The following is a 22,085-nucleotide window of genomic DNA, read 5'->3' as shown; positions in this document are numbered from 1 at the left end:
CGGCGGTCGGCGGGTCCGCGCCCCGCGCGCCCGGGCTGGGTGGGCTGTGCCGCGCCGGGTGCCGCGCCCACCGGCCCGTTCAGCCCGCGTGGGCCTGCGGCGGACCCGGCACCGGCCGGTCGGCGAAGGAGGCCACCGTCCGGTCGGCGTACGCGCTGACGTCGCCGGTCTCCATCGGGCCGTCCCAGGTGGTGGGGAGCGGCACGGCGACGGCCGGGTTGACCCGGTGGACCACCTCGTCGAGCACCCGCTCCGCGTCACCGACCCAGAGATGCTTCGCCCCGGACACCCCGATCACCTCGGCCTGCGGCACCGCCGCGAACCGCTTCCGCGCCTCCTCCGGGCGCAGGTAGTCGTCGAACTCGGGCACCAGCGCCGTCAGCGGCCGACCCGACTGCGCCCACTGGGCGAGGTCCTCCGGCTTGGAGTAGCGCAGCGGCGGGGAGAGCAGGATCGCGCCGGTGAGGGCGGGGTCGCAGCCGTACTTCAGGATCAGGTCGGTGCCGAACGACCAGCCGAGCAGCCAGATGTTCGGCAGCTCCTCGAACTCGGCGTACTCGATCGCGGCGGCCACGTCGTAGCGCTCACCTACCGCGTTGTCGAACGTCCCCTCGCTGGTGCCCCGGAGGCTGCTGGTGCCCCTGGTGTTGAAGCGCAGCACCGCGACGTCGGCCAGCGCGGGCAGCCGCCAGGCGGCCTTGCGGAAGACGTGGCTGTCCATCATCCCGCCGTGCGTCGGCAGCGGGTGCAGGCAGACCAGGGTGGCCACCGGTTCCCGGTCGAGCGGGCGAGCCAGCTCGCCGACGAGGCGCAGCCCGTCGGCGGTGTGCAGCTCGATCTCCTCCCGCTTGGCGGGGAGGACGGAGGACGCGCGGATCGGTGTGCTCACCGGTCAAGTCTGGCGCGACGGCGTGGAACCCGCCCGCCCGGGGAGGAAACAGGGTGACGCAGATCGCTCAGCCGTACCGGGGCGCGCCCCGGCCGCGCTGGATCACCGGACCGCGCCGGTCCCGCGCGCCCCAGCAACCGCGGTGCCAGTGACGGCGGTCGCTCAGGTCGCCCCGGCCGTCCGCCGGCCAGGCGACCACGTGCGGCACCCCGGGGCGGATCTCCTGATCGCACCCGGGGCAGCGGTACGTCTTGACCGAGGAGCCCCCGCTGATCGCGCGTACCTGCCACTCGCCGTCGCGCCACTGCTGCACCGAGCCGATGCCCTGGCGCGCCCGCTCGGCGTCCAGGTCCGGGTTCTCGTCCCGGCGGGGACGGTTACGACGGGGACTCACGTCGTCAAGCGTACGGCTGGCTCGCGGAGGCCCGGGGTCAGCGGTGGGTGTGGTCGCGGAAGCCCCGGCCGGTCTTGCGGCCCAGGTAGCCGGCGGTGACCAGGTGCTCCAGCAGCGGCGCGGGGGCGAAGCCCGGCTCCCGCAGCTCCAGGTAGAGCTCCCGCTGGATGGCGAGCGCGACGTCCAGCCCGACCACGTCGAGCAGCTCGAACGGGCCCATCGGGTAGCCGCAGCCCAGCTTCATGGCGTGGTCGATGTCGTCCGTGGTCGAGTAGCTCGCCTCCAGCATCTTCACCGCGTCGTTGAGGTACGGGAAGAGCAGCGCGTTGACGACGAACCCGGAGCGGTCGCCGCAGACGACCGAGCTCTTGCCGAGCGCGGCGCAGACCGCACGGGCGGTGGCGACGGTCTCCGGTGCGGTCCGGATGGTGCGTACCACCTCGACCAGCTGCATGACCGGGGCCGGGTTGAAGAAGTGCAGCCCGACCACGTCCGCCGGCCGCTGGGTGGCCATCGCCATCTCGATCACCGGCAGCGAGGAGGTGGTGGTGGCGAGGACGACGCCGGGCTTGCAGATCTCGTCGAGGCTGGCGAAGAGCGCCTTCTTCACACTCAGCTCCTCGACGACCGCCTCGACGACGAGGTCGACGTCGGCGAGGTGGTCGAGCGTGGCCGACCAGGTGATCCGGCCGAGCGCGCCGTCCCGCTCCTCCTCGCTGAGCTTGCCCCGGACGACGCCCTTGTTGAGCGAGGTCTTCACCGCCTCGCAGATGCTCGCGGACTTCTCCGCGCCCCGGGTCACCGAGACGACCTCGTAGCCGGCCCGGGCGAAGACCTCGATGATCCCGGTGGCCATCGTCCCGGAGCCGACCACACCGACCTTGGCGATGGCCCGGCCGCCCTCGCTGAACGCGTCCGCCGGGGCCACCGGCGTCGCCTCGTCCGGTACGACCACCGGCGAACCTGGCCGCTCGTAGGTGTAGAAGCCGCGGCCGGACTTGCGACCGAGCAGACCGGCCGTGACCATCTGCTTGATCAGCGGCACCGGCGCGTGCCGGCGGTCCCGTCCACCGCGCCGGTACATCGTGTCCAGGATCTCGTACGCGGTGTCGACCCCGATCAGGTCCATCAGCGCCAGCGGGCCCATCGGCAGGCCGCAGCCGAGCTTCATGGCGGCGTCGATGTCCTCCCGGCTGGCGTAGTTCGACTCGAACAGGGCGACCGCGTGGTTCAGGTAGCCGAAGAGCAGGGCGTTGGCGATGAAGCCCGCGCGGTCGTTGATGGTGACGTCGACCTTGCCGAGCCGGGCGCAGAGCGCCTCCACGTCGGCGACCACGTCGGCCGAGGTGACGACCGTGCGGATCACCTCGACGAGCTTCATCACGGGCGCCGGGTTGAAGAAGTGGATGCCGATCACCTGGTTGGGCCGGCTGGTGGCCACGGAGATCTCGGTGACGCTCAACGACGAGGTGTTGGTGGCCAGGATGGCGTCGGGCTTGCAGACCCGGTCCAGCTCGGCGAAGATCCGCTGCTTCAGGTCGAGGTGCTCGGGGACCGCCTCGATGACCAGGTCGACGGCGTGCAGCGCGTCGAGGCCGACGGCGAAGGTGACCCGGTCGAGCAGCGCGTCCCGGTCGGCCGGGTCGAGCTTGCCCTTGGCGACCGCCCGGTCGGTGGAGCGGGTGAGGGTGGCCTGGCCGCGCTCCAGGGCCGGCGCGGAGATCTCGACGGCGACCACGTCGATGCCGTTGCGGGCGAAGACCTCCACGATGCCGGCACCCATGGTGCCCAGCCCGACGACGCCCACGCTGGTGAACTCGCGTGCCATGACCGGCCTCCCCAGTACGCTCCGCACGGCCACTTGAACGGCCGCTAAGTCATGCGCGCGAGTCTGCCATGCACCGCCGGGTTGTCGAGAAGCCGTGGCATATTTCACCCAGCGCGCCCGCTTCCGGCAGCGACCGCCACGACCGGCGGCCTCGCCTCGTCGTCCGGGCGCGGCCGGCGCCGGCCCGGCGGTGGGTCGTCAGACGGCCGCGTGATCGGTCAGCGCCAGCAGTTCCGCGACGAACTCGGCCGGCCGTTCGAGGTGCGGGCTGTGCCCGCAGCCGGGGAGCACCACCTCGCGGTACGCGCCGCCGGCCGCGGCGTACCGGTCCAGTACCGCCCGGGTCTGCCCGACCATCGGCTGCGGCGGACACTCCGCCTCGCCCGGCCAGCCGGGCACGACGCCGAGCGAACCGAGGTACGCCAGGTCGAAGAGCGAGGTGTCGGACACGATCACGTCGGCGTCGCCGCGGATCCAGGTGATCGGCGGCTTCGGCGTGACCGCGACCAGGTCGTCGGCGACCCGGAGGTACGTGGGGGCGAGGGCGTTCAGCACGCCGCGCTCACCCGGTGCGCTGCCCGGCCAGTTCACCGAGGCGACCGAGGTGCCCGGGTAGTTGTCGTCCCCGGTGGAGGTCGACAGGACGCTGTCGAGCAGCAGCTCCTCGTCCCCGCCGAGCGACGTCGGGTCCGCCACGTAGGTGCCCCGCAGCACGCTGCGCGGGCTCGCCGGGGCGTCGTCGCCGCGGTCCTGCGCGGCGAGCCGGCGCACGAAGTCGGAGTTGGCGGTGCCCGCGCCGGTGCCGGCGAAGTCGGCGGTGGTCGGGGTGCCGGTCACGTCGCGGGTGCCGCCGAAGCCGTACGGGGAGACGGGGGCGGCGAGCAGCAGCCCGGCCACCCGGTCGGGGTGGTCGATCAGCAGGCTCATCGCCACTCCCCCGCCGAGCGAGTGCCCGACCACCAGCGGGCGGACGTCCGGCGCGGCGAAGAGGGTCGGCTCGTCGAGCAGGGCGGCCACGTCGTCGGCGAAGTCACGCAGCCCCCGGGTGGCGTCCACCGGGGCGGTCTGCGTGTCGCCGTAGCCGCGCAGGTCGGGCGCGACGATCCGCAGGGTTCCCGGCAGGCGCCGGACCAGGGGCTCCCAGAACAGCGCGGACGAGCAGTTGCCGTGCACGAGCAGCACCGGCACTCCGTCCGGCGGACCGGCGACCCGTACCGACTGGGTGATGCCGTTCGCCGTGACGATCCGCTGCTCGGTCTCCATCCGCGGCATGCTGCCACCCCGGCTGCCGGCCGTCCATGTGGCCGACTCCCATCCGGGGCGGGCCGAAGGTGTGGTCGTTCGCCGGGCTCCGGCCCGGAGACCCCTCGACACGTGCCGTCGACCTTCCTGACTCTCCGCGCCGCGTGGGGCCTGTGTCAGCGCAGCACCGGAGGCGTCGGCAAGGGCAGCGGCAACGTCGGTCGGTGGTCGCGCCGGGCCGGGCCGAACCGGAGCCCGACCGGGTCGGTACGGGCCACCCCCGGGTCGAAGAAGCGCAGCTCGGTACGGCCGAGCCGGATGACATCCCCGTCGGTGAGCTGCTCCAGCCCCCCGATCCGGCGGTCGTTCAGCCAGGTGCCGTTGGTCGAGCCGAGGTCACGCAGCCAGGCTCCCTCGGGCGTGAGCCACACCTCGGCGTGCCGCCGGCTCAGATGCGGGTCGGCGACGGAGACGTGGGCCGCCGGCGCCCGACCGATCAACTGAGCCTCGGCTCGAAGCCGGAAGCTCGCCCCGCGCATCGGACCACCGGCGACCGTCAACAACGGCAGCAGTTCCGGAAGCTCCTCCATGGACAGTCAGCCCTCCACCCCACACCCTCACTCCCCGCATCAGAGTGCCACCAGACGGTAGTCACCTCCATGGCCGGGCGGACACCTCCACGCCCCCGGCCGTACACCTTCCGTTAGCCGGTTCGGGCGGCGGACCGACAGCTCCATCGTGCCGCCGCGCTGGTCGCGAGGACCGGGGACGCGCCGAAGACCCGGGCACAGCGGTCGAATCACCCCTACCGGCGAGTAATACTCGGGTCTAGACTCCCGCCATGACGGCTGTGCATGTCCCCGGCGCCCCGGCCATCGAAGACGGCCTCCTGGTCTCCACCAGCCCGGCCACCGGTGCGGAGGCGGGACGCTTCCCGGTCGCCACCCCGGCCGACGTCACTGCGGCTGTCGAACGCGCCGGCACGGCCGGACAGTGGTGGGCGTCGCTCGGCTTCGCCGGTCGCCGGGAACGGCTGCTGCGCTGGCGGGCCCTGCTCGCCCGGCGGATCGAAGAGCTCGCCGAGCTGATGCACCTCGAAGGCGGCAAGCCGGTCGCCGACGGGATCGTCGAGATCGTCACCGCCGTCGAGCACATCGACTGGGCCGCCCGCAACGCCCGGCGGACGCTCGGTCCACGCCGGGTCCGATCCCGGCTCATCCTCGCCGAGTTCTCCGGTCACCTGGAGTACCAGCCGTACGGGGTGGTCGGCGTCATCGGTCCGTGGAACTACCCGGTCCTCACCCCCGTCGGCTCGACGGCGTACGCGCTGGCGGCCGGTAACGCGGTCGTCCTGAAACCCAGCGAGTACACGCCCGCGGTGGGGCAGTGGCTCGTGGACACGTTCGCGGAGGTGGCGCCGGAGCAGCCCGTCCTCACCGCGGTGCACGGGCTCGGCGACGTGGGTGCGGCGCTCTGCCGCTCCGGGGTGGGCAAGCTCGCCTTCACCGGTTCCAGCGCGACCGCCCGGAAGGTGATGGCCGCCTGCGCCGAGTCGCTCACGCCGGTGCTCATCGAGGCGGGCGGCAAGGACGCCATGATCGTCGACAGCGACGCCGACCTGGACGCGGCCGCCGAGGCGTGCGTCTGGGGGGCGCTGACCAACGCCGGGCAGACCTGCATCGGCATCGAACGGGTCTACGCCGTCGAACCGGTCTTCGACACGTTCGTGGCGAAGGTGGTCGACCGGGCAGGCCGGCTGACCGTGGGCCCCGACGGTGCGGACCTCGGCCCGATCACGATGCCCGCCCAGATCGACGTGATCCGCCGGCACATCGACGACGCGCTCGCCCGGGGTGGGCGGGCCGTGCTGGGCGGCACGGACGCGGTGCAGCCGCCGTACGTGCGCCCGACGGTGCTCGTCGACGTGCCGGAGGACTCCGCCGCCGTACGGGAGGAGACGTTCGGGCCGACCCTCACCATCAACCGGGTCCGCGACGTCGACGAGGCCGTCGACCGCGCGAACGCCCTCCCGTACGGGCTGGGCGGCTCGGTCTTCGGCCGGCGTCGCGCCATGGCGGCCGCCCGGCGGCTACGCTCCGGCATGGCCTCGGTCAACTCGACGCTGACCTTCGCCGGAATGTCCACCCTGCCGTTCGGCGGGGTCGGCGACTCGGGCTTCGGCCGGATCCACGGCGCGGACGGGCTGCGCGAGTTCAGCCGAGCCAAGGCGATCACCCGGCGTCGAGCCCGCTCGCTGCTGCCCTCGATGACCTTCGACCGCACCCCGGCCGACGTCGACCGGCTCGTGAAGGTCGTCAAGACGATGTACGGCCGGTGAGCGCCGGCGACCGACCCAGCAGTGGGCCGGCGCAGCCTCAGAAGAGGGTCAGCTCGTCGCGCTCGATGCCGCGTAGCTTGTCGTAGTCGACCACCACGCAGCGGATGCCCCGGTCGGTGGCGAGCACCCGGGCCTGCGGCTTGATCTCCTGTGCGGCGAAGACGCCGGCGACCGGTGCGAGCAGCGGGTCCCGGTTGAGCAGTTCGAGATAGCGGGTGAGCTGCTCCACCCCGTCGATCTCGCCGCGCCGCTTCACCTCCACCGCGACCGCACCCGAGTCGGCGTCCCGGCAGAGCAGGTCGACCGGGCCGATGGCGGTCATGTACTCGCGCCGGACCAGCGTGAACCCCTCGCCGAGGGTCTCCGGGTTGGCGGCGAGCAGCTCCTGCAGGTGCGCCTCGACGCCGTCCTTGCGCAGGCCGGGGTCCACCCCCAGCTCGTACGAGGTGTCCTGGAAGATCTCCTCGAGGGTGATCCGCAGCTCCTCGCCGGCCTTGTTGACCACCCGCCACACCCCGGGGGCCTCCTCCAGCCGGCAGGGCGGGCTCATCCAGTTCAGTGGCTTGTACGCACGGTCGTCGGCGTGGATGGAGACCGATCCGTCCGCCTTGACCATGAGCAGTCGGGTGGCCGGCGGCAGGTGAGCCGAGAGCCGTCCGACGTAGTCCACCGAGCACTTCGCAATCACCAACCGCACCCGACGAGGGTAGCGGAGTAGCCGGGGATCGCCGTCGAGCGGCACTGGCGTGCCGATGGGATGCTGTGACCGTGTTCGAACTCCTCACCGGAACCGGCCTCGCCGCCTCGGCCGGACTGAACGCCTACATCCCCCTGCTCACCATGGGTCTGCTCGCCCGCTACACCGACCTGATCGACCTACCGAGCGGCTGGGCCTGGCTCGGCGACGGCTGGGTCCTCGTCATCCTGGCGGCGCTGCTCTCCGTCGAGGTGGTCGCCGACAAGGTGCCGGTGCTCGACCACGTCAACGACGTGGTGCAGACGGTCGTACGCCCGACCGCAGGCGGTCTGGCCTTCGGTGCGGGCTCGACCGCCGAGACGGTCACGGTGAGCGACCCGGGCAACTTCTTCTCGTCGCACGAGTGGGTGCCGGTCGTGACCGGCGTGCTCATCGCGTTCGGCGTGCACCTGCTCAAGTCCGCCGCCCGTCCCGTCATCAACGCGACCACCGCTGGGGTGGGCGCGCCGGTGGCGAGCACCGCCGAGGACGCGACGAGCGCCGTGGTGTCGGTGGTGGCGATCCTGCTGCCGGTGCTCGTCCTGCTGTTCCTGGCCGGACTGCTCGCCTTCCTCTTCTGGTTCCGGCGCCGGCGCGCCGACCGGCGCCGGGAGCTGGAGGCGGCCCGAGCAGCCGGCTTCCGCGTCTAGGGTCCGTTTTCACAAGGCTCGCCCGAGCGAGCCGAGCCCCAGACGGCGGTCCGGCAAGGCGGAGGTTCGTGCGGATACCCCCGGTGTTGTATCCGGACGAACCGTCGCCGCCTGGGGCCGGCGCAGCCGGGCACGGTCTTATGGAACAGACCCAAGTGGATACGCCGCTGGCCGGCACCCGTGATGGGTGCCGGCCAGCGGTTGGTCGTGCTGTTTGGTTGTCAGCTGTTCCAGTACTGGGCCACGAGGTCGGCGGCCTGCTGCTCCCACTGCGCGTACGCGTCCGGGTAGGCCGACACCTGCACGGTCTGGGCGGCGTCGGTCAGCGGCATGTCCTGCCAGCCGTCGACCTGCTTGAGGCCCTTGAGGAACGCGGTGGTGGAGTACTGCGGGTCGGTGATCTGCTCCGGCGTACCCCAACCCGAGGTCGGGCGCTGCTGGAACAGGCCCAGCGAGTCGTGGTCGTTGGCGTCACCGAGGTGACCCAGGTTGTGCAGCTTCGACTCCTGCAGGCTGGTGGCGATGGAGATGACCGCGGCCCGCTCGTTCATGTCCGACTTCTTCGTCGCGGCGATGATCGCCTTCACATTGGCGGTCTGCTCGTCGTCGAGGTTGATGCGGGACTGGGTGCCGTGGGTGCCGTTGGGCATCAGCTTGCCCTTGTCCACACCCGGCTTGTCAGCCTGCACGACAGCGACGGGCTTGGCATCCACCGCCGGGGTGGCGGCGTGGGCGGCGACGGGGCCGCCGATGACACCACCGGCGAACGCGAGACCAGCGATACCGAGAACGCTCTTACGCATGATCGTGTTCATGTCAAAGCTCCTTCGGGGGTGATGACCCACACCCGGGGGGGGTGTGCAGGTCAGCGCCACGCTCGGGCGCTTCAAAAAGGGGGGAAAGTCTGAGTGGGCGCTTCCGCGAGAGGGAGTTCGCGGGGCCCGGTGTCCCGGGGCGAAGCGGGGGGGCTTCACCGCGCCGGGACGGTGTTCAACGGTCGGCGACCCGCCATCATTCCCGGCGACATGCCCGGGGGTCTCGGGGGCTTGCGGGACCGGGTTCAACGACCGGCGGCCCGCCATGATTCCCGGCGACGTGCCCGGGGCTTCGGGAGGCTCGGTGACCGTGGCCCGCTGCGACCCGGGAGGGGGTCGTGCGGCGGGACCGTGTTCAACGACCGGCAGGCCACCGTCATTCCCGGGGAGCCTCGCGGCTCGGTCCGGGCGGACGGGCCATCGGGCGGGGCTGCTACCTCGGCCGTCGGGGGTGTTCAACGCCCGCGACCCGGCCACGATTCCGGCCTGAGGATGCCACCGGTCACACCCCGAAACCGCCCAAACCATCAGCCTGGGGTGGCCGCACCCCAGGCTGCGCGCACGTGAACCGGACACCGTTCGCCAATCACCCCAGGCGCCGCTCGTGATCGACTCGGGGTCCTTGAAGTCGGGGCATCACGCGACCGGGACACCCCGACATCAAGGAACCCGAGTCGATCACCGACGCGCACGGGGCGATGAGCGCGATATATCCGGTTTGCGAGCCCGGGAGAAGGCGATGGGTCGCGCACAGCGACCCGGCTCTGCCGGGGGGACCGGCCCGATCCCCTCATAGGTCGATTCGGGGCCGCAAGGTCGGGGCATCACCCCGCCGGGACGCCCCGAAAAGCAGGCACGTCGAGTCGATCAACCCCAAGAGTGGCCGGGATCGGCACGACAGCCATCCCGCACGCGATCCGGCCCGTGCCGCCGGCCGATCAGGTCAAGGGTCGACTCGGGTTCCTTGAGGTCGGGGCATCCGCACCACCCGGACACCCCGACCTCCACGGACCCCGAGTCGATCACCGGTGGCCCGGGTACCCGGCGGCGAAAAGGCTCCGGCACGTTCATGGGGGTCAAAGTGCTCGAATTCCGGAAATCGGGAGATCGGCGGTGGTCCGATGGAGGTCACAGCGGTACGCGGCGAGATCGGGGCCGGCCGCCATTTCTGGCAGCCGGTGAGTCCGGATCGGCCGGGTGACCCGCAGGCTCTCAAGGAGGTCGAGATGACCGCGGCGATGCAGATGCCCCGCGTCGAGGAGTGTGTGGTCGCCTCGTGCGCGTACAACCACACCGGCGACTGCCACGCCTTCGCCATCACGATCGGCAGCCCCGACCACGCCCACTGTCACACCTTCGTACAGCTGCCGGTCCGCGCCGGGGTGGCAGAACTGACCGCTCAGGTCGGCGCCTGCCAGCGCGCCGACTGCCGGCACAACGAGCAGTTGGAGTGCCACGCACCGGCCATCCGGGTCGGCCCGGACAACGACCTGGCCGACTGCATCACCTACGCCGAACGCTGAGGCCGGCAACCGCCACCCGCGAACGCCGACGGCCGCAGCGCCAGAAGCAGCACCGCCAAGGGCGCCGGCAGCGCCGAGGCGGGCGCCCGCCAGGAAGCGTCGACAGCGCCGAAGGCCGGCACCGCCGAGAGGCGCTCATCGTGGGCGCGGGATCAGGTCAGCCCGTTCGCCTCGCGGATCACGGTGACCAGCTCGTCCACCACCCCGGTGAGGGCGAAGTCCCTGGGGGTGAAGACCCGGGCCACCCCGGCGGCCCGTAGCTGCTCCGCGTCCGGGGCCGGAATGATGCCGCCGACCACCACCGGAAGGTCCCCCCGCCCGGCGGCACGTAGCCCGTCGAGCACGGCGGGCACCGCCGCGAGGTGGGAGCCGGAGAGGACGGAGAGCCCGACCAGGTCGACGTCCTCCTCCACGGCGGCCGCCACGATCTGCCCGGCGGTCAGCCGGATCCCCTGGTAGATCACCTCGAAGCCGGCGTCGCGGGCGCGTACGGCGATCTGCTCGGCGCCGTTGGAGTGCCCGTCCAGTCCCGGCTTGCCGACGAGCAGCCGCAGCCGACCGGCACCCAGGTCGCGGGCGGTCGCGATGACCCGCTGCCGGACGGCGGCGAGCCCCGGGTCCGCCCCGGCGGCGGCGGTCGCGGTCAGCCCGGTGGGCGCCCGGTACTCGCCGAAGACCTGGCGCAGCGCTCCCGCCCACTCCCCCGTGGTCACACCGGCCCGTACGCAGGCGAGCGTGGCCGGCATCAGGTTCGTCGTGCTCGCCGCGTCGGCCTGCAGCCGGGTCAGCGCGGCATCCGCCGCCGCCGCGTCCCGCTCGGCGCGCCAGCGGCGTACGGCGATCGCCGCGTCGGCCTCCACCGCCGGGTCGACCTGCTCGATCGCCCCGGCGCCGGTCGCGGTGAGCGGGGAGGGCTCGGTCTCGGTGAACCGGTTGACGCCCACCACCACGTCCGAGCCGACCTCCATCCGGTGCCGCCGCTGTGCCAGCGAGGCGACCAGGGCGCTCTTGAGGTAGCCGGTCTCCACCGCGGCGACCACGCCCCCCATCTCCAGCACCTTCTGCAGCTCGGTCCGCGCCCCGGCGACGAGCCCGTCGACCAGCGCCGTCATCACGTGCGAGCCCGCGAAGAGGTCCGGGTACTCGAGGAGGTCCGACTCGTACGCGAGCACCTGCTGCATCCGCAGCGACCACTGCTGGTCCCAGGGGCGGGGCAGACCGAGCGCCTCGTTCCAGGCGGGCAGCTGCACCGCGCGGGCCCGGGCGTCGCGGGAGAGCGTGACGCCGAGCATCTCCAGCACGATCCGCTGGATGTTGTTCTCTGGCTGCGCCGCGGTCAGGCCGAGCGAGTTGACCTGCACCCCGTAGCGGAACCGGCGCTGCTTCGGGTCGGTCACGCCGTACCGGTCGCGGGTGATCTCGTCCCAGAGCGCGCCGAAGGCCCGCATCTTGGCGACCTCCTCGACGAAGCGCACCCCGGCGTTGACGAAGAACGACAGGCGCTGCACCACGTCGCCCATTCGCTCGGCGGGCACCTGGCCGCAGTCGCGGACCGCGTCGAGCACGGCGACCGCGGTGGCCAGCGCGAAGCCCACCTCCTGCACCGGCGTCGCGCCGGCCTCCTGGAGGTGGTACGAGCAGATGTTGACCGGGTTCCATCTCGGCATCGCCTCGAGGGCGTGCGCGACGACGTCGGCGGTGAGCCGGAGCGACGCCGCCGGCGGGAAGATGTGCGTTCCCCGGGAGAGGTACTCCTTGATGATGTCGTTCTGGGTGGTGCCGGTGAGCATCGAGGCGGTCCAGCCCTGCTCCGTGGCGACCGTCCCGTAGAGGGCGAGCAGCCACATCGCGGGGGCGTTGATGGTCATCGAGGTGTTCATCCGGGCGAGCGGGATGCCGTCGAAGAGGGCCCGCATGTCGCCGAGGTGGGCGACGGGGACGCCGACGCGGCCCACCTCGCCGACGGCGAGCTCGTGATCCGGGTCGTACCCGGTCTGGGTGGGCAGATCGAAGGCGACCGAGAGACCGGTCTGCCCCTTGGCCAGGTTGCGGCGGAAGAGGGCGTTGGTCGCGGCGGCCGAGCTGTGCCCGGCGTACGTGCGCATCACCCACGGACGGTCGCGCTCGGGCAACCGGCCAGGGAGACCCTTCTCGTCCATGACGGGAGTCTAAGTTACCGTTCAGTAAAACCGGCTGTGGAAAATTACACACGTCCATGGCGGAGACAGCCGGGCAGGAACGGCGTGACCTGGCTCCGATCACCACACCCCGCGCGGTCTGGCACCGCAGCCAGGCAGCACACTTGACGGCATGGAGAACGAGCTGGCGATCGCCGTACGAGGGCTGCGCAAGGCGTACGGCGACAACGTCGCGGTGGCCGGCGTGGACCTCGACGTCCGCCGGGGCGAGGTCTTCGCCCTGCTCGGCCCGAACGGGGCGGGCAAGACCACCACGGTGGAGATCCTGGAGGGCTATCGCCGACGCGACGCGGGCGAGGTCCGGGTGCTCGGCAGCGACCCGGCCGCCCCGGCCGCCGACTGGCGCTCCCGGGTCGGGATCGTGCTCCAGGGCACCGGCGAGTTCGACGAGCTGACCGTGGGCGAGGTGGTGCGGCACTTCGCCGGCTTCTACCCGGACGCGGACGATCCGGAGAAGGTCATCGCCCGGGTCGGGCTCACCGACAAGGCGCGGGCCCGTACGCACAGCCTCTCCGGCGGGCAGAAGCGCCGCCTCGACGTGGCGCTGGGCATCGTCGGCCGCCCCGAGCTGCTCTTCCTGGACGAGCCGACCACCGGCTTCGACCCGGAGGCGCGGCGGGAGTTCTGGGGACTGATCCGCGACCTGGCCGCGGCGGGCACCACGATCGTGCTCACGACCCACTACCTCGACGAGGCCGAGGAGCTGGCCGACCGGGTCGGGGTGATCGCGGGCGGCCGGATCGTGGAGGTGTCCACGCCCGAGCAGCTCGGCAACCGGCAGTCGGCCCTGACGACCGTCTCCTGGCGTACCCCGGAGGGGGTCGTGGAGAGCGTCCAGAGCGCGACGCCGACGGCGCTGGTGGCGGAGCTGGCCGGGCGTTTCGGCGGCGAGGTGCCGGGCCTGACCGTGACCCGGCCGACCCTGGAAGACGTCTACCTCACGATGATCGGACACCGATGACCACCACCACGAAGCCCGCGGCGCCGCTCGCCGCCACCGCGCCCCGACGGGTCGGCCCGGTCGCGCTCGGGCTGCGGCAGGGCCGGCTGGAGATCACCCAGTTCCTCCGCAGCCGGGAGTCCGTCGTCTTCACGATGGGCTTCCCGGTGATCATGATCCTGATCTTCGCGGCGATCTTCAACAACGAGATCGCGCCCGGGGTCAGCTACACCCAGTACTTCATCACCGGCATGATCGCCACCGGCCTGATGACCGTCAGCTTCCAGAACCTCGGGATCTGGATCCCCATCGAGCGCGACCGCGGGGTGCTGAAGCGCTACCGGGGCACGCCGATGCCGAAGTGGGTGTACTTCGCCGGCAAGGTGATCATGGTGGTGGCGATCGGCGTGGTGGAGACCGTGCTGCTGCTCGCCGTCTCGGCCGCCTTCTTCGACCTCGACCTGCCGGCCACCGCCGGACGCTGGCTCACCTTCGCCTGGGTGGCGGTGCTCGGAGTGACCGCCTGCACGCTCTGTGGCATCGCCATCTCGTCGCTGGCCCGCACCGCACGCAGCGGCTCCGCCGTGGTCACCCCGCTGGCGCTGGTGCTCCAGTTCATCTCCGGGGTGTTCTTCGTCTTCACCGAGCTGCCCACCTGGATGCAGCAGGTGGCCGCGCTCTTCCCGCTCAAGTGGATGTGCCAGGGCCTGCGCTCGGTCTTCCTGCCGGACGGCTTCGGGGCGCAGGAGGCGGGCGGCTCCTTCGAGCTCGGCCGGGTCGCGCTCGTGCTCGGCGCCTGGTGCGTGATCGGCCTGCTGCTCTGCCTGACCACCTTCCGCTGGACCACCCGCCGCGACGGCTGACGCGATCGTCGCCGGACGACACCTGTCACCCGCCGGTGGCGACGAGCGCGGCACCGAGCGGCGTACGCCAGTAGAGCACCTCGCGCCCGGAGCGTCGTTTGTCGACGGCCCCGGCGTCGAGCAGCACCCGTAGGTGGTCGCTCACCGTCCCGAGGGAGAGCCCGGTGAGCGCCACCAGATGCGACGTGCTCAACGGCGACTCCAGCCGAGCCAGGATGTCGGCCCGGTTCGCGCCGATCAGCCGGGCCAGTCCGTCGGGCGCGGGTGAGGTGGGGTCGACCAGGATCCCGCGCGCCGGATAGACCATCCCGAACCGGGTCGGCAGGTCCCAGACCACCCAGCCGCGCGGGCAGTGCGCGGGCAGGAAGATCAGCTGCTCGGCCCGGTGCAGCGACAGCGCCGGGTCGGGGTAGTCGTTGATCTGGAGGCGGCCCTCCCCCAACCACCGCATGTCGCGGTTGAGGTCGGCCAGCACCCCGGCCCAGCCGCGCGTGCTCAACGCCGCGGTGCGAGCCACGATGTCCGCCCGCAGCCGGCGTTCCCGCTCCGGCCACTCCGGCTCGACGGTGTGCGCCCAGACCCAGCGCAGGAGCCCCACCACCTCAGCGGTGAGGCCGTCCGCCAGCAGCTCGGCGGCGAGCGGCTCCGGGCGGGTGGCCCGCAGGTCGGCCCGGATCCGCTCGTCGGGCAGCGCCGCGACGGTCGCCAGCTCGGAGGCGAACGTCGGGTCCGGCAGGGCGGGCGCGACGGTGAGGAAGTCCGCCATCCACCGCGGGTAGAACGACGCGGGCAGCAGCGCCCGGACCACCGGCCGGGCGGCCAGCATCCGTCGGAACGCGTCGACGTACGGCTCTCGCCAGGCCCGCTGCCACGGGGTACGCGGATTGATCAGCGCCTTCAGCGCCGCGACCGTCTCGACCATCGGCGAGACGGTGAAGCGGCTGCCCGCGAGTAGATCCGACGGCACCTGCCAGACACCCACGTTTCGCCTCCAGACGTAACTCTGTGAGAACCGGCCCGGCACCCCCGACCATCGTGCACGTGAGAACGTACGCAGAACTGTTCGCGGTCCGGGAGTTCCGGAACCTCTTCCTCGCGAACTGCGCGGGAATCGCCGCGCACACCACGTCGGCGCTCGCGCTCGGCGCGTTGACCTACGCGTCGACCGGCTCGGCTCTGCTCACCGCGCTGAGCATGTTCGGCGCACCGCTGGCGGGTGTCCTCGGCAGCCTGACGCTGCTCTCCGCCGCGGACAGTGTGCCGCCCCGCCGGGCGCTGACCCTCGCCGCGTTGCTGGTCACCGCCGGGGCGGCGGTGCAGGCCGTGCCCGGGCTGCCACTGTGGGCGCGCTTCGCGGTCATCTTCGGCAGCGCGTACGTCGGCTCGGTCACCGGCGGCGCCCGCTGGGCCCTGCTCACCGACATCCTGCCGGCCAACGCCTACGTCCTGGCTCGCGCCACGATGAACACCAGTGTCGGCGTCATGCAGATCGCCGGCTTCGGGCTGGCCGGCGTCCTGCTCGTCTGGCTCAGCCCGTACCAGGTGTTCCTGCTCGCCCTGGCCCTGCGCGCGGTGGCCGCGGCGGTCGGCTGGTTCGGGCTCTCCGAACATCCGGCTCGGGCGACCGAGCGGGTGACGGTCGCCCGAACCCTCCGGGTGAACCGGGCGCTCTGGGCCGACCCCGGTCGGCGGTCGCTGCTGCTCAACCTCTGGCTGCCCGGCGGCCTGATCGTCGGCTGCGAGGCGTTGTTCGTCCCGTACGCGGGTGACCGCGCCGGTTTCCTGCTCGCCGCCGCCGCCCTCGGCATGCTGGTCGGGGACGTGCTGGTCGGGCGGTTCCTGACCCCGGCCCGCCGCGAGCGGTTGCTGCACCCGCTGCGGTTGCTGCTCGCTCTCCCGTACCTGGCCTTCGTGCTCGCGCCGCCGCTGCCGCTGGCCATGGCCGTCGCGCTGATCGCCTCGGTCGGCTACGCCGCCACGCTCCCGCTGCAGGAGCGGCTGGTCGCCCACTCGCCGTCCGACGCCCGTGGTCAGGTGCTCGGTCTGCACCACAACGGCATGCTGGCCGGGCAGGCGCTCTGCGCCGCCGTCGCCGGCGCAGTCGCGGACCTGGTGCCGGCGTACCACGCCGTCGCGCTGTTGGCCGCGGCGTCGCTGGTCGCCACGCTCACCCTCACCGCCGGGCTGCGACGTACCTCTCCGCGCGCCGCCACGATCGGCGGCGTCGAGGATCGGACCAGGCCCGACCCGGCCGCCGCCGCACCCTGAGGGACGGCAGGCGGCCGGTGGCGGGCCCTGGCCGTCCTCAGTACGTGTAGAAGCCCTTGCCGGTCTTGCGCCCCAGGTCACCGGCGGTGACCATGCGCTGGAGCAGCTCCGGCGGGAAGAACTTCTCGTCGGCGGTGTCGGCGTAGATGTTCTTCGCGGCGTGCAGCAGCACGTCGGCGCCGGTGAGGTCGGTGGTGGCGAGCGGGCCCATGGCGTGGCCGAAGCCCAGCTTGCAGGCCGTGTCCAGGTCCTCGGCCGAGATGACGCCCGACTCGACCAGCTTGACCGCCTCGACCACGAGTGCGGCGATCAGCCGGGTGGTGACGAAGCCGGCGATGTCCCGGTTGACCACGACCACCGTCTTGCCGATCTCCTCGGCGAACGCCCGTACGGTGGCGAGCGTGGCGTCACTGGTCTTGTAGCCGCGGACCAGCTCGCAGAGCTTCATCATCGGCACCGGGGAGAAGAAGTGGGTGCCGACCACCGCCTCCGGGCGCTCGGTGACCGCGGCGATCTGGGTGACCGGGATGGCGGAGGTGTTGGTGGCGAGGACGGCGTCGGACTTGCAAATCTTGTCGAGCGCCCGAAACACCTCGTGCTTGATCTCGAGCCGCTCGAAGACCGCCTCGACGACGATGTCGGCGTCGGCGGCGGCCTCCAGGTCGGTGGTCACGCTGATCCGACCGAGCGTCGCCTCGACCTCGGACGCCTCGATCTTGCCCTTCTCGGCGAACTTCTCCAGCGACTTCCGGATGCCGTCGACGCCCCGCTTCGTGGCCGCGTCGTCCAGGTCCCGCAGCGTCACCTGCCAGCCCGCCTGCGCCGCCACCTGGGCGATGCCGGAACCCATCAACCCGGCCCCGACGACCGCGAGTCGACCCGCCATCTGCTCTCTCCCTCGCCTGATTGAGTGCTTGCCAGCACCCTAGTCGGCGACGCTGAACGATGGCTAAGCCGGTTGCGCTCAGATGGTGAGCTCCGGCTCCTCCGGCGCGGTGCCGCGCTCCACCTCGACCCCCAGGGCCCGCAGGTCGGCCACGAAGTCCGGGTAGCCGCGGTCGACGTGGTGCACGTGCGACACCTCGGTGACGCCGTCCGCGCAGAGGCCCGCGATGATCAGGCCGGCCCCGGCCCGGATGTCGGTGGCCTGCACCGGCGCGCCGGAGAGCCGCTCGTGGCCGCGTACGACCGCGTGGTGGCCGTCGGTCTTGATGTCCGCGCCGAGCCGCATCATCTCGTTGGCGAACATGAAGCGGCCGTCGAAGATGTTCTCGGTGATCAGGGAGGCGCCGTCGCTCACTGCGGCCAGCCCGATCGCCATCGGCAGCAGGTCGGTGGCGAACCCGGGAAAGGGCAGCGTCACCACGTCCACGGCGAAGGGCCGCTCGTCCATCCGGATGCGGAAGGCGTCCGCCCGGGTCTCCACCAGGCCACCGGCGGCCACCAGCTTGTCCAGCGCCACCTCCAGGAAGGCCGGGTCCGCCCCGGTCACTGTCACGTCGCCTCGGGTCATGGCGGCGCCGAACGCCCAGGTGCCCGCCACGATCCGGTCGCCGACGGTGGCGTGCCGCGCCGGGCGCAGCCCGGGCACCCCTTCGATGTGCAGGGTGGACGTGCCTGCGCCGGAGATCTGCGCGCCCATCTCCCGGAGCATCGTGCAGATGTCGACGATCTCCGGCTCGCGGGCCGCGTTGTCGATCACCGTGGCGCCGCGGGCCAGCACCGCCGCCATCACCAGGTTCTCCGTGGCGCCGACGCTCGGGAAGTCCAGCATGATCTCGGCGCCGTGCAGGCCGTTCGGCGCGGCGGCGATGACGAAACCGTGTTCACCGGAGATCTCCGCGCCCATCCGGGTCAGGCCGGAGATGTGCATGTCGAGCCCGCGCGAGCCGATGGCGTCGCCGCCGGGGTGCGCCACCCGTACGTAGCCCTGCCGGGCCAGCAGCGGCCCGAGCACACAGATCGACGCGCGCAGGCGGCGTACCAGGTCGTAGTCGGCCTCGGTGCCCAACTGGTCGGGCACGTCGATGGTCACCGACCTGGATCGGGCCACCCCGCCCCCCGCCACCATCGGATCCACCGGGTCGTCCGCGTCGAACCCGACGTCACAGCCGAGCCGGCGCAGCACCTCCCCCATGATCGCGATGTCGGTGATCCGGGGCACGTTGGTGATCACACTGCGCCCGGGGGCGAGCAGGGCGGCGGCCATCAACTTCAGCGCCGAGTTCTTCGCACCGACCACGTGCACGGTGCCCGCCAGCCGGGCGCCGCCGTGGACCCGGATGACGTCGACGTCGTTGACCGAGGGATCGCCGGCGTCGCCGGGACCGACCGCGGTCGGCCAACCGGGCGCGCCCGGCCGCACCGGGATGGTCAGGTCCGGTATCCGTAGGCTGTTCGTCATGGCCGTCCACCTCACGCGCATCTACACCAGGGCCGGCGACGCCGGCACGACCAGGCTGAACAACAACGAGCAGGTGCCGAAGACCGATCCGCGGATCGTCGCGTACGCCGACGTGGACGAGTGCAACTCCTCGATCGGGGTCGCGCTCGCCCTCGGCCAGCTCGACGACGAACTGCGGGCGGTGCTCGGGTCGATCCAGAACGACCTCTTCGACGTGGGCGCCGACCTGGCCACGCCCGTCGAGCCGGAGCCGAAGTATCCACCGTTGCGCGTCACCGAGGAGTACGTCGATCGCCTCGAGGGCTGGTGCGACGAGTACAACGGGCGCCTGAGCAAGCTCGACTCCTTCGTCCTCCCCGGCGGCACCGCGGGCGCGGCGCTGCTGCACGTGGCGCGGACCATCGCCCGGCGCGCCGAGCGTGCGGCATGGGCGCTGGTCAGCCACGACCCGGAGCGGACCAGCACTCTCCCGGCAAAGTATCTCAACCGGCTCTCCGATTTGCTCTTTATCCTGGCAAGAGCGGCGAATCCGGCCGGGGACGTGCTATGGGTTCCGGGCGGGAAGCGCTGACCGGCGGCCTGCACCACGTCGAGGTGTGGGTCCCCGATCTGGCCGCCGCCGAACATGCCTGGGGCTGGCTTCTGGGCGAGCTGGGGTGGGAAATCTTTCAGGAGTGGCCCGCCGGCCGCTCCTGGCGGCTCGGCCCGACCTACCTCGTGCTGGAGGAGTCCCCGGCGATGAGTGGGCGGCGGCACGACCGGCTCGCACCCGGCCTGAACCATCTCGCCTTCCACGCGGGCCCGCCGGCCGCCGTGGACCGGCTGGTCGCCGCGGCGCCGGCGTACGGCTGGGCGCTGCTCTTCCCGGACCGGCACCCGCACGCGGGCGGCCCGGAGACCTACGCGGGCTATCTCACCGACGGCCAGGGGTACGAGGTCGAGCTGGTCGCCGAAGCGGGCCGGTGACCGGGGAGGACGGGGTCAGGCGGCAGGCCAGTCCTGGGAGGCCAGACGCGGCGAGACCGCCCCGGGTGGGGCGGCCTCGAGCCAGGAGAGGAAACCCGTCACGGTCGATCGTGCCATCGCGATCTCGACCGGAGCGTGGTGACTGGTACAGCGGAGGATCACCCAGTCGGCGGGCATGGAGAAGCGTTCCTGCCCCTCGGGCAGGCGCCGCCGCTCCACCGCGAGCCCCTCGCGCTCGAGCACCCGCTTCGGGCGCAGCGCGAAACTGAACAACCGGTACCAGCGCAGCTCGGCACCGACGAACCGGCCGAAACCGGGCGACCAGCCACGACCGTCGAGGAGCGTGGAGACCCGGACACTGAGCCGGATGGTGCCCCCACTGCGAGTGAAGAGGGCCCGCCGAACGAAGAGGGTCAGGAGCGCGCAGAGGACGACGGCGAAGCCGATTCCGATCCCCTCGACGATCTCCATCGACGGTGCGGGTCAGCGACCCTGCGCGGCGGAGACCGGGGTGGCGCTCTCGGCGAGGACCGTGACGCCTTCGGCGCTCACGGAGAGGAAGCCGCCGGCCACCTCGTAGGAGACCTGCTCACCGCCGGGGAGCTTGATGCGCACCTGACCGGGCTCGGCGAGCTGGCCGAGCAGCGGCGCGTGCCCCGGCAGCACGCCCAGCTCGCCCTCGGTCGTCCGGGCGACGACCATCTCGGCCTCGCCGGACCAGACCCTCTCCTCGACGGCTACGAGCTCGACGTGAAGCTGCTGTGCCACGCTGTCTCCTTGCTGCGGCGGCGGAATGGGCAAATTCTAATCCTGCCACCACCGCTTACCCAACGCGGGTGGCGCAAGACGTGCCGCGGCTACTTGGTCTTGTTCTGGAAGGTGGGGTGCTCGAGGAGGAAGGCGTCCAACTGCTCGTCCTTCAACGCGGCGAAGAAGTCGTCGACGCCGTCCTGGAACTGCTCCCCCTTGTAGGTCTTGCCGTCGAAGACCGGGCCGCCCGGGAGCTTGATCATCTGGATCGTGTCGGGGCGGATGTCCTTCAGCGCGAGCCCGAAGTCCAGCACGCTGTGGCCGCGACCGTTGAAGATCAGCGACTGGCCCGCCGCTCGGATCACCCGGTCCAGCTTGATCGGGTTGGAGACCACGTCGGCGCTGAACGCCTGGCCCACCATCGCCTTGACGAACTGCTGCTGGTGACGCTGCCGGCCGTAGTCGGCATCCGGCACACCGTTCTTCGGGTAGCGCTGCCGGACGTAGTCCAGCGCCTGCCAACCCTTGAGGTGGTGAGTGCCCTTCGTGTACACGGCCTGTGGCCCGACGTAGCCCTCGCCGTGCTGGTTGAACTCCCGGGGCTTGCCGTCCGGCTGCCGGTGCTCCGAGCGCACCTCGCGCTCGATGTACATGTCGACGCCGCCCATCGCGTCGACGATCTTCTGGAAACCGGTGAAGTTGATGATCGCACCGGCGTCGAAGCGCTTGATGCCGGTGATCTCCTGCACCGTCGTCGCCAGCAACTCGAAACCGCGGGCGGCGTCCGGGTTCTGCCCCGGCACCCGGCTGCCGAACGACATCGCGGCGTTCAACTTCGTGGTCTCACCGCCGAAGTCCGCCTTCGGGAAGGCGGGGATGTCCACGTAGAGATCGCGCGGCACGGAGAAGAGATAGGCGCGATCCATGGTGGCGGGCACGTGCAGCACCATGATCGAGTCAGCGAGCGGCGGCGTCGTCGGGTTACGCGGATCGATGCCGACCAGCAGGAGGTTCAGCGGCCCCTTGATGTCGCTCTTCGGCGGCGCCGGGGCGCCGGCCGCCTCGTCACCGAAGAGATCGGCCTTGCCGACGGCCCCCTCGTACCGGGACTTCAGCGCCGCTGTGCCGACCAGCGCGGTGCCGCTGAGCACCATGAGCACAGTGCCGAAGATGGTGCAGATCCGCGCCCACCGCGGGATGGCCCGCCAGGTGGATCGCTTCCGGCCGTTCTTACCGGCCTTGGCCACGACTGTCTCCGTTCGTCACGCCGCTTCCCTGACT

The 22,085-nt window shown here is 71.9% G+C and carries 22 protein-coding genes; 8 read left to right on the top strand and 14 right to left on the bottom strand.

Translation table 11 applies throughout. The features are described 5' to 3' along the window. Positions 1-79: 79 nt before the first annotated feature. The 5 genes from D7147_RS19180 to D7147_RS19160 all read right to left on the bottom strand — a co-directional run bounded on the left by D7147_RS19180 (position 80) and on the right by D7147_RS19160 (position 4,943). Positions 80-889, bottom strand: a complete 810-nt coding sequence (locus D7147_RS19180) for an alpha/beta hydrolase (protein WP_120679538.1) — start codon at positions 887-889, stop codon at positions 80-82. 67 nt (positions 890-956) lie between these two features. Further along, positions 957-1,283 carry a hypothetical protein gene (locus D7147_RS19175; RefSeq protein WP_120679536.1) on the bottom strand — a complete coding sequence of 109 codons (327 nt, stop codon included), beginning with the start codon at positions 1,281-1,283 and terminating at the stop codon, positions 957-959. A gap of 37 nt (positions 1,284-1,320) precedes the next feature. After that, positions 1,321-3,111, bottom strand: coding sequence for a 3-hydroxyacyl-CoA dehydrogenase family protein (locus tag D7147_RS19170; protein ID WP_120679534.1), 1,791 nt, complete (start codon positions 3,109-3,111; stop codon positions 1,321-1,323). A 198-nt stretch (positions 3,112-3,309) separates the two neighbouring features. Next, positions 3,310-4,383: an alpha/beta hydrolase gene (locus tag D7147_RS19165; protein ID WP_199716593.1), complete on the bottom strand. Its 1,074-nt coding sequence runs from the start codon at positions 4,381-4,383 to the stop codon at positions 3,310-3,312. 146 nt (positions 4,384-4,529) lie between these two features. Further along, positions 4,530-4,943, bottom strand: coding sequence for an FHA domain-containing protein (locus tag D7147_RS19160; protein WP_120679530.1), 414 nt, complete (start codon positions 4,941-4,943; stop codon positions 4,530-4,532). A gap of 251 nt (positions 4,944-5,194) precedes the next feature. Between D7147_RS19160 and D7147_RS19155 the strand changes: the two genes are divergently transcribed. Then, positions 5,195-6,691 carry an aldehyde dehydrogenase family protein gene (locus D7147_RS19155; RefSeq protein WP_120679528.1) on the top strand — a complete coding sequence of 499 codons (1,497 nt, stop codon included), beginning with the start codon at positions 5,195-5,197 and terminating at the stop codon, positions 6,689-6,691. Positions 6,692-6,728: 37 nt separating this feature from the next. Here the strand turns inward: D7147_RS19155 and nucS are convergent, their stop codons facing one another. Continuing rightward, positions 6,729-7,388: an endonuclease NucS gene (gene nucS, locus D7147_RS19150; protein ID WP_120679526.1), complete on the bottom strand. Its 660-nt coding sequence runs from the start codon at positions 7,386-7,388 to the stop codon at positions 6,729-6,731. Positions 7,389-7,459: 71 nt separating this feature from the next. Between nucS and D7147_RS19145 the strand changes: the two genes are divergently transcribed. After that, positions 7,460-8,077, top strand: coding sequence for a DUF4126 domain-containing protein (locus tag D7147_RS19145; RefSeq protein ID WP_120679900.1), 618 nt, complete (start codon positions 7,460-7,462; stop codon positions 8,075-8,077). A gap of 221 nt (positions 8,078-8,298) precedes the next feature. On the opposite strand, the gene D7147_RS19140 is transcribed toward D7147_RS19145, so the two are convergent. Beyond that, on the bottom strand, positions 8,299-8,892 hold the full coding sequence (locus D7147_RS19140) for a hypothetical protein (protein WP_120679524.1): 594 nt from the start codon (positions 8,890-8,892) through the stop codon (positions 8,299-8,301). 1,226 nt (positions 8,893-10,118) lie between these two features. On the opposite strand from D7147_RS19140, the gene D7147_RS19135 reads away from it, so the two are divergent. Continuing rightward, on the top strand, positions 10,119-10,415 hold the full coding sequence (locus tag D7147_RS19135; RefSeq protein WP_120679898.1) for a DUF1540 domain-containing protein: 297 nt from the start codon (positions 10,119-10,121) through the stop codon (positions 10,413-10,415). Positions 10,416-10,567: 152 nt separating this feature from the next. Here D7147_RS19135 and D7147_RS19130 read toward each other — a convergent pair whose 3' ends face one another. Continuing rightward, positions 10,568-12,574 carry a protein meaA gene (locus tag D7147_RS19130; RefSeq protein WP_120679522.1) on the bottom strand — a complete coding sequence of 669 codons (2,007 nt, stop codon included), beginning with the start codon at positions 12,572-12,574 and terminating at the stop codon, positions 10,568-10,570. A 151-nt stretch (positions 12,575-12,725) separates the two neighbouring features. Between D7147_RS19130 and D7147_RS19125 the strand changes: the two genes are divergently transcribed. Together D7147_RS19125 and D7147_RS19120 are read left to right on the top strand one after the other, a co-directional pair. Continuing rightward, entirely contained in the window at positions 12,726-13,574 is an 849-nt protein-coding gene (locus D7147_RS19125; protein WP_120679520.1) for an ABC transporter ATP-binding protein, read from the top strand. Next, a complete protein-coding gene (locus D7147_RS19120) occupies positions 13,571-14,416 on the top strand; it encodes an ABC transporter permease (RefSeq protein WP_120679518.1) in 846 nt (281 codons plus the stop codon). Before D7147_RS19125 ends, D7147_RS19120 begins: the two co-directional genes overlap by 4 nt. Positions 14,417-14,441: 25 nt before the next feature. Here D7147_RS19120 and D7147_RS19115 read toward each other — a convergent pair whose 3' ends face one another. Then, positions 14,442-15,398, bottom strand: coding sequence for a helix-turn-helix domain-containing protein (locus D7147_RS19115; RefSeq protein WP_120679516.1), 957 nt, complete (start codon positions 15,396-15,398; stop codon positions 14,442-14,444). 59 nt (positions 15,399-15,457) lie between these two features. On the opposite strand from D7147_RS19115, the gene D7147_RS19110 reads away from it, so the two are divergent. Further along, positions 15,458-16,684 (top strand): MFS transporter, encoded by a 1,227-nt coding sequence (locus D7147_RS19110; protein ID WP_120679896.1) that lies wholly within the window; start codon positions 15,458-15,460, stop codon positions 16,682-16,684. A gap of 37 nt (positions 16,685-16,721) precedes the next feature. Here the strand turns inward: D7147_RS19110 and D7147_RS19105 are convergent, their stop codons facing one another. Continuing rightward, positions 16,722-17,570, bottom strand: coding sequence for a 3-hydroxyacyl-CoA dehydrogenase family protein (locus D7147_RS19105; protein ID WP_120679514.1), 849 nt, complete (start codon positions 17,568-17,570; stop codon positions 16,722-16,724). Positions 17,571-17,648: 78 nt separating this feature from the next. Beyond that, positions 17,649-19,088 (bottom strand): UDP-N-acetylglucosamine 1-carboxyvinyltransferase, encoded by a 1,440-nt coding sequence (murA, locus tag D7147_RS19100; protein ID WP_120679512.1) that lies wholly within the window; start codon positions 19,086-19,088, stop codon positions 17,649-17,651. Between murA and D7147_RS19095 the strand changes: the two genes are divergently transcribed. Next, positions 19,087-19,659, top strand: coding sequence for a cob(I)yrinic acid a,c-diamide adenosyltransferase (locus D7147_RS19095; RefSeq protein WP_120679510.1), 573 nt, complete (start codon positions 19,087-19,089; stop codon positions 19,657-19,659). The two genes, murA and D7147_RS19095, sit on opposite strands and share 2 nt — an antisense overlap. Continuing rightward, positions 19,635-20,054 (top strand): VOC family protein, encoded by a 420-nt coding sequence (locus tag D7147_RS19090; RefSeq protein ID WP_120679508.1) that lies wholly within the window; start codon positions 19,635-19,637, stop codon positions 20,052-20,054. Before D7147_RS19095 ends, D7147_RS19090 begins: the two co-directional genes overlap by 25 nt. Positions 20,055-20,069: 15 nt before the next feature. Here D7147_RS19090 and D7147_RS19085 read toward each other — a convergent pair whose 3' ends face one another. The 3 genes from D7147_RS19085 to D7147_RS19075 form a co-directional block, all read right to left on the bottom strand. Next, positions 20,070-20,525 carry a DUF2550 domain-containing protein gene (locus tag D7147_RS19085; protein ID WP_120679506.1) on the bottom strand — a complete coding sequence of 152 codons (456 nt, stop codon included), beginning with the start codon at positions 20,523-20,525 and terminating at the stop codon, positions 20,070-20,072. Positions 20,526-20,537: 12 nt separating this feature from the next. Then, positions 20,538-20,822 carry a F0F1 ATP synthase subunit epsilon gene (locus D7147_RS19080; RefSeq protein ID WP_120679504.1) on the bottom strand — a complete coding sequence of 95 codons (285 nt, stop codon included), beginning with the start codon at positions 20,820-20,822 and terminating at the stop codon, positions 20,538-20,540. A gap of 89 nt (positions 20,823-20,911) precedes the next feature. Next, entirely contained in the window at positions 20,912-22,051 is a 1,140-nt protein-coding gene (locus D7147_RS19075) for an LCP family protein (protein WP_120679502.1), read from the bottom strand. Positions 22,052-22,085: the final 34 nt, after the last annotated feature.

The organism is Micromonospora musae (genome assembly GCF_003626545.1).
Classification (GTDB): domain Bacteria; phylum Actinomycetota; class Actinomycetes; order Mycobacteriales; family Micromonosporaceae; genus Micromonospora; species Micromonospora musae.
Note: the sequence above shows the minus strand (reverse complement) of the source record. Positions and strands in the feature narration are given on the sequence as shown.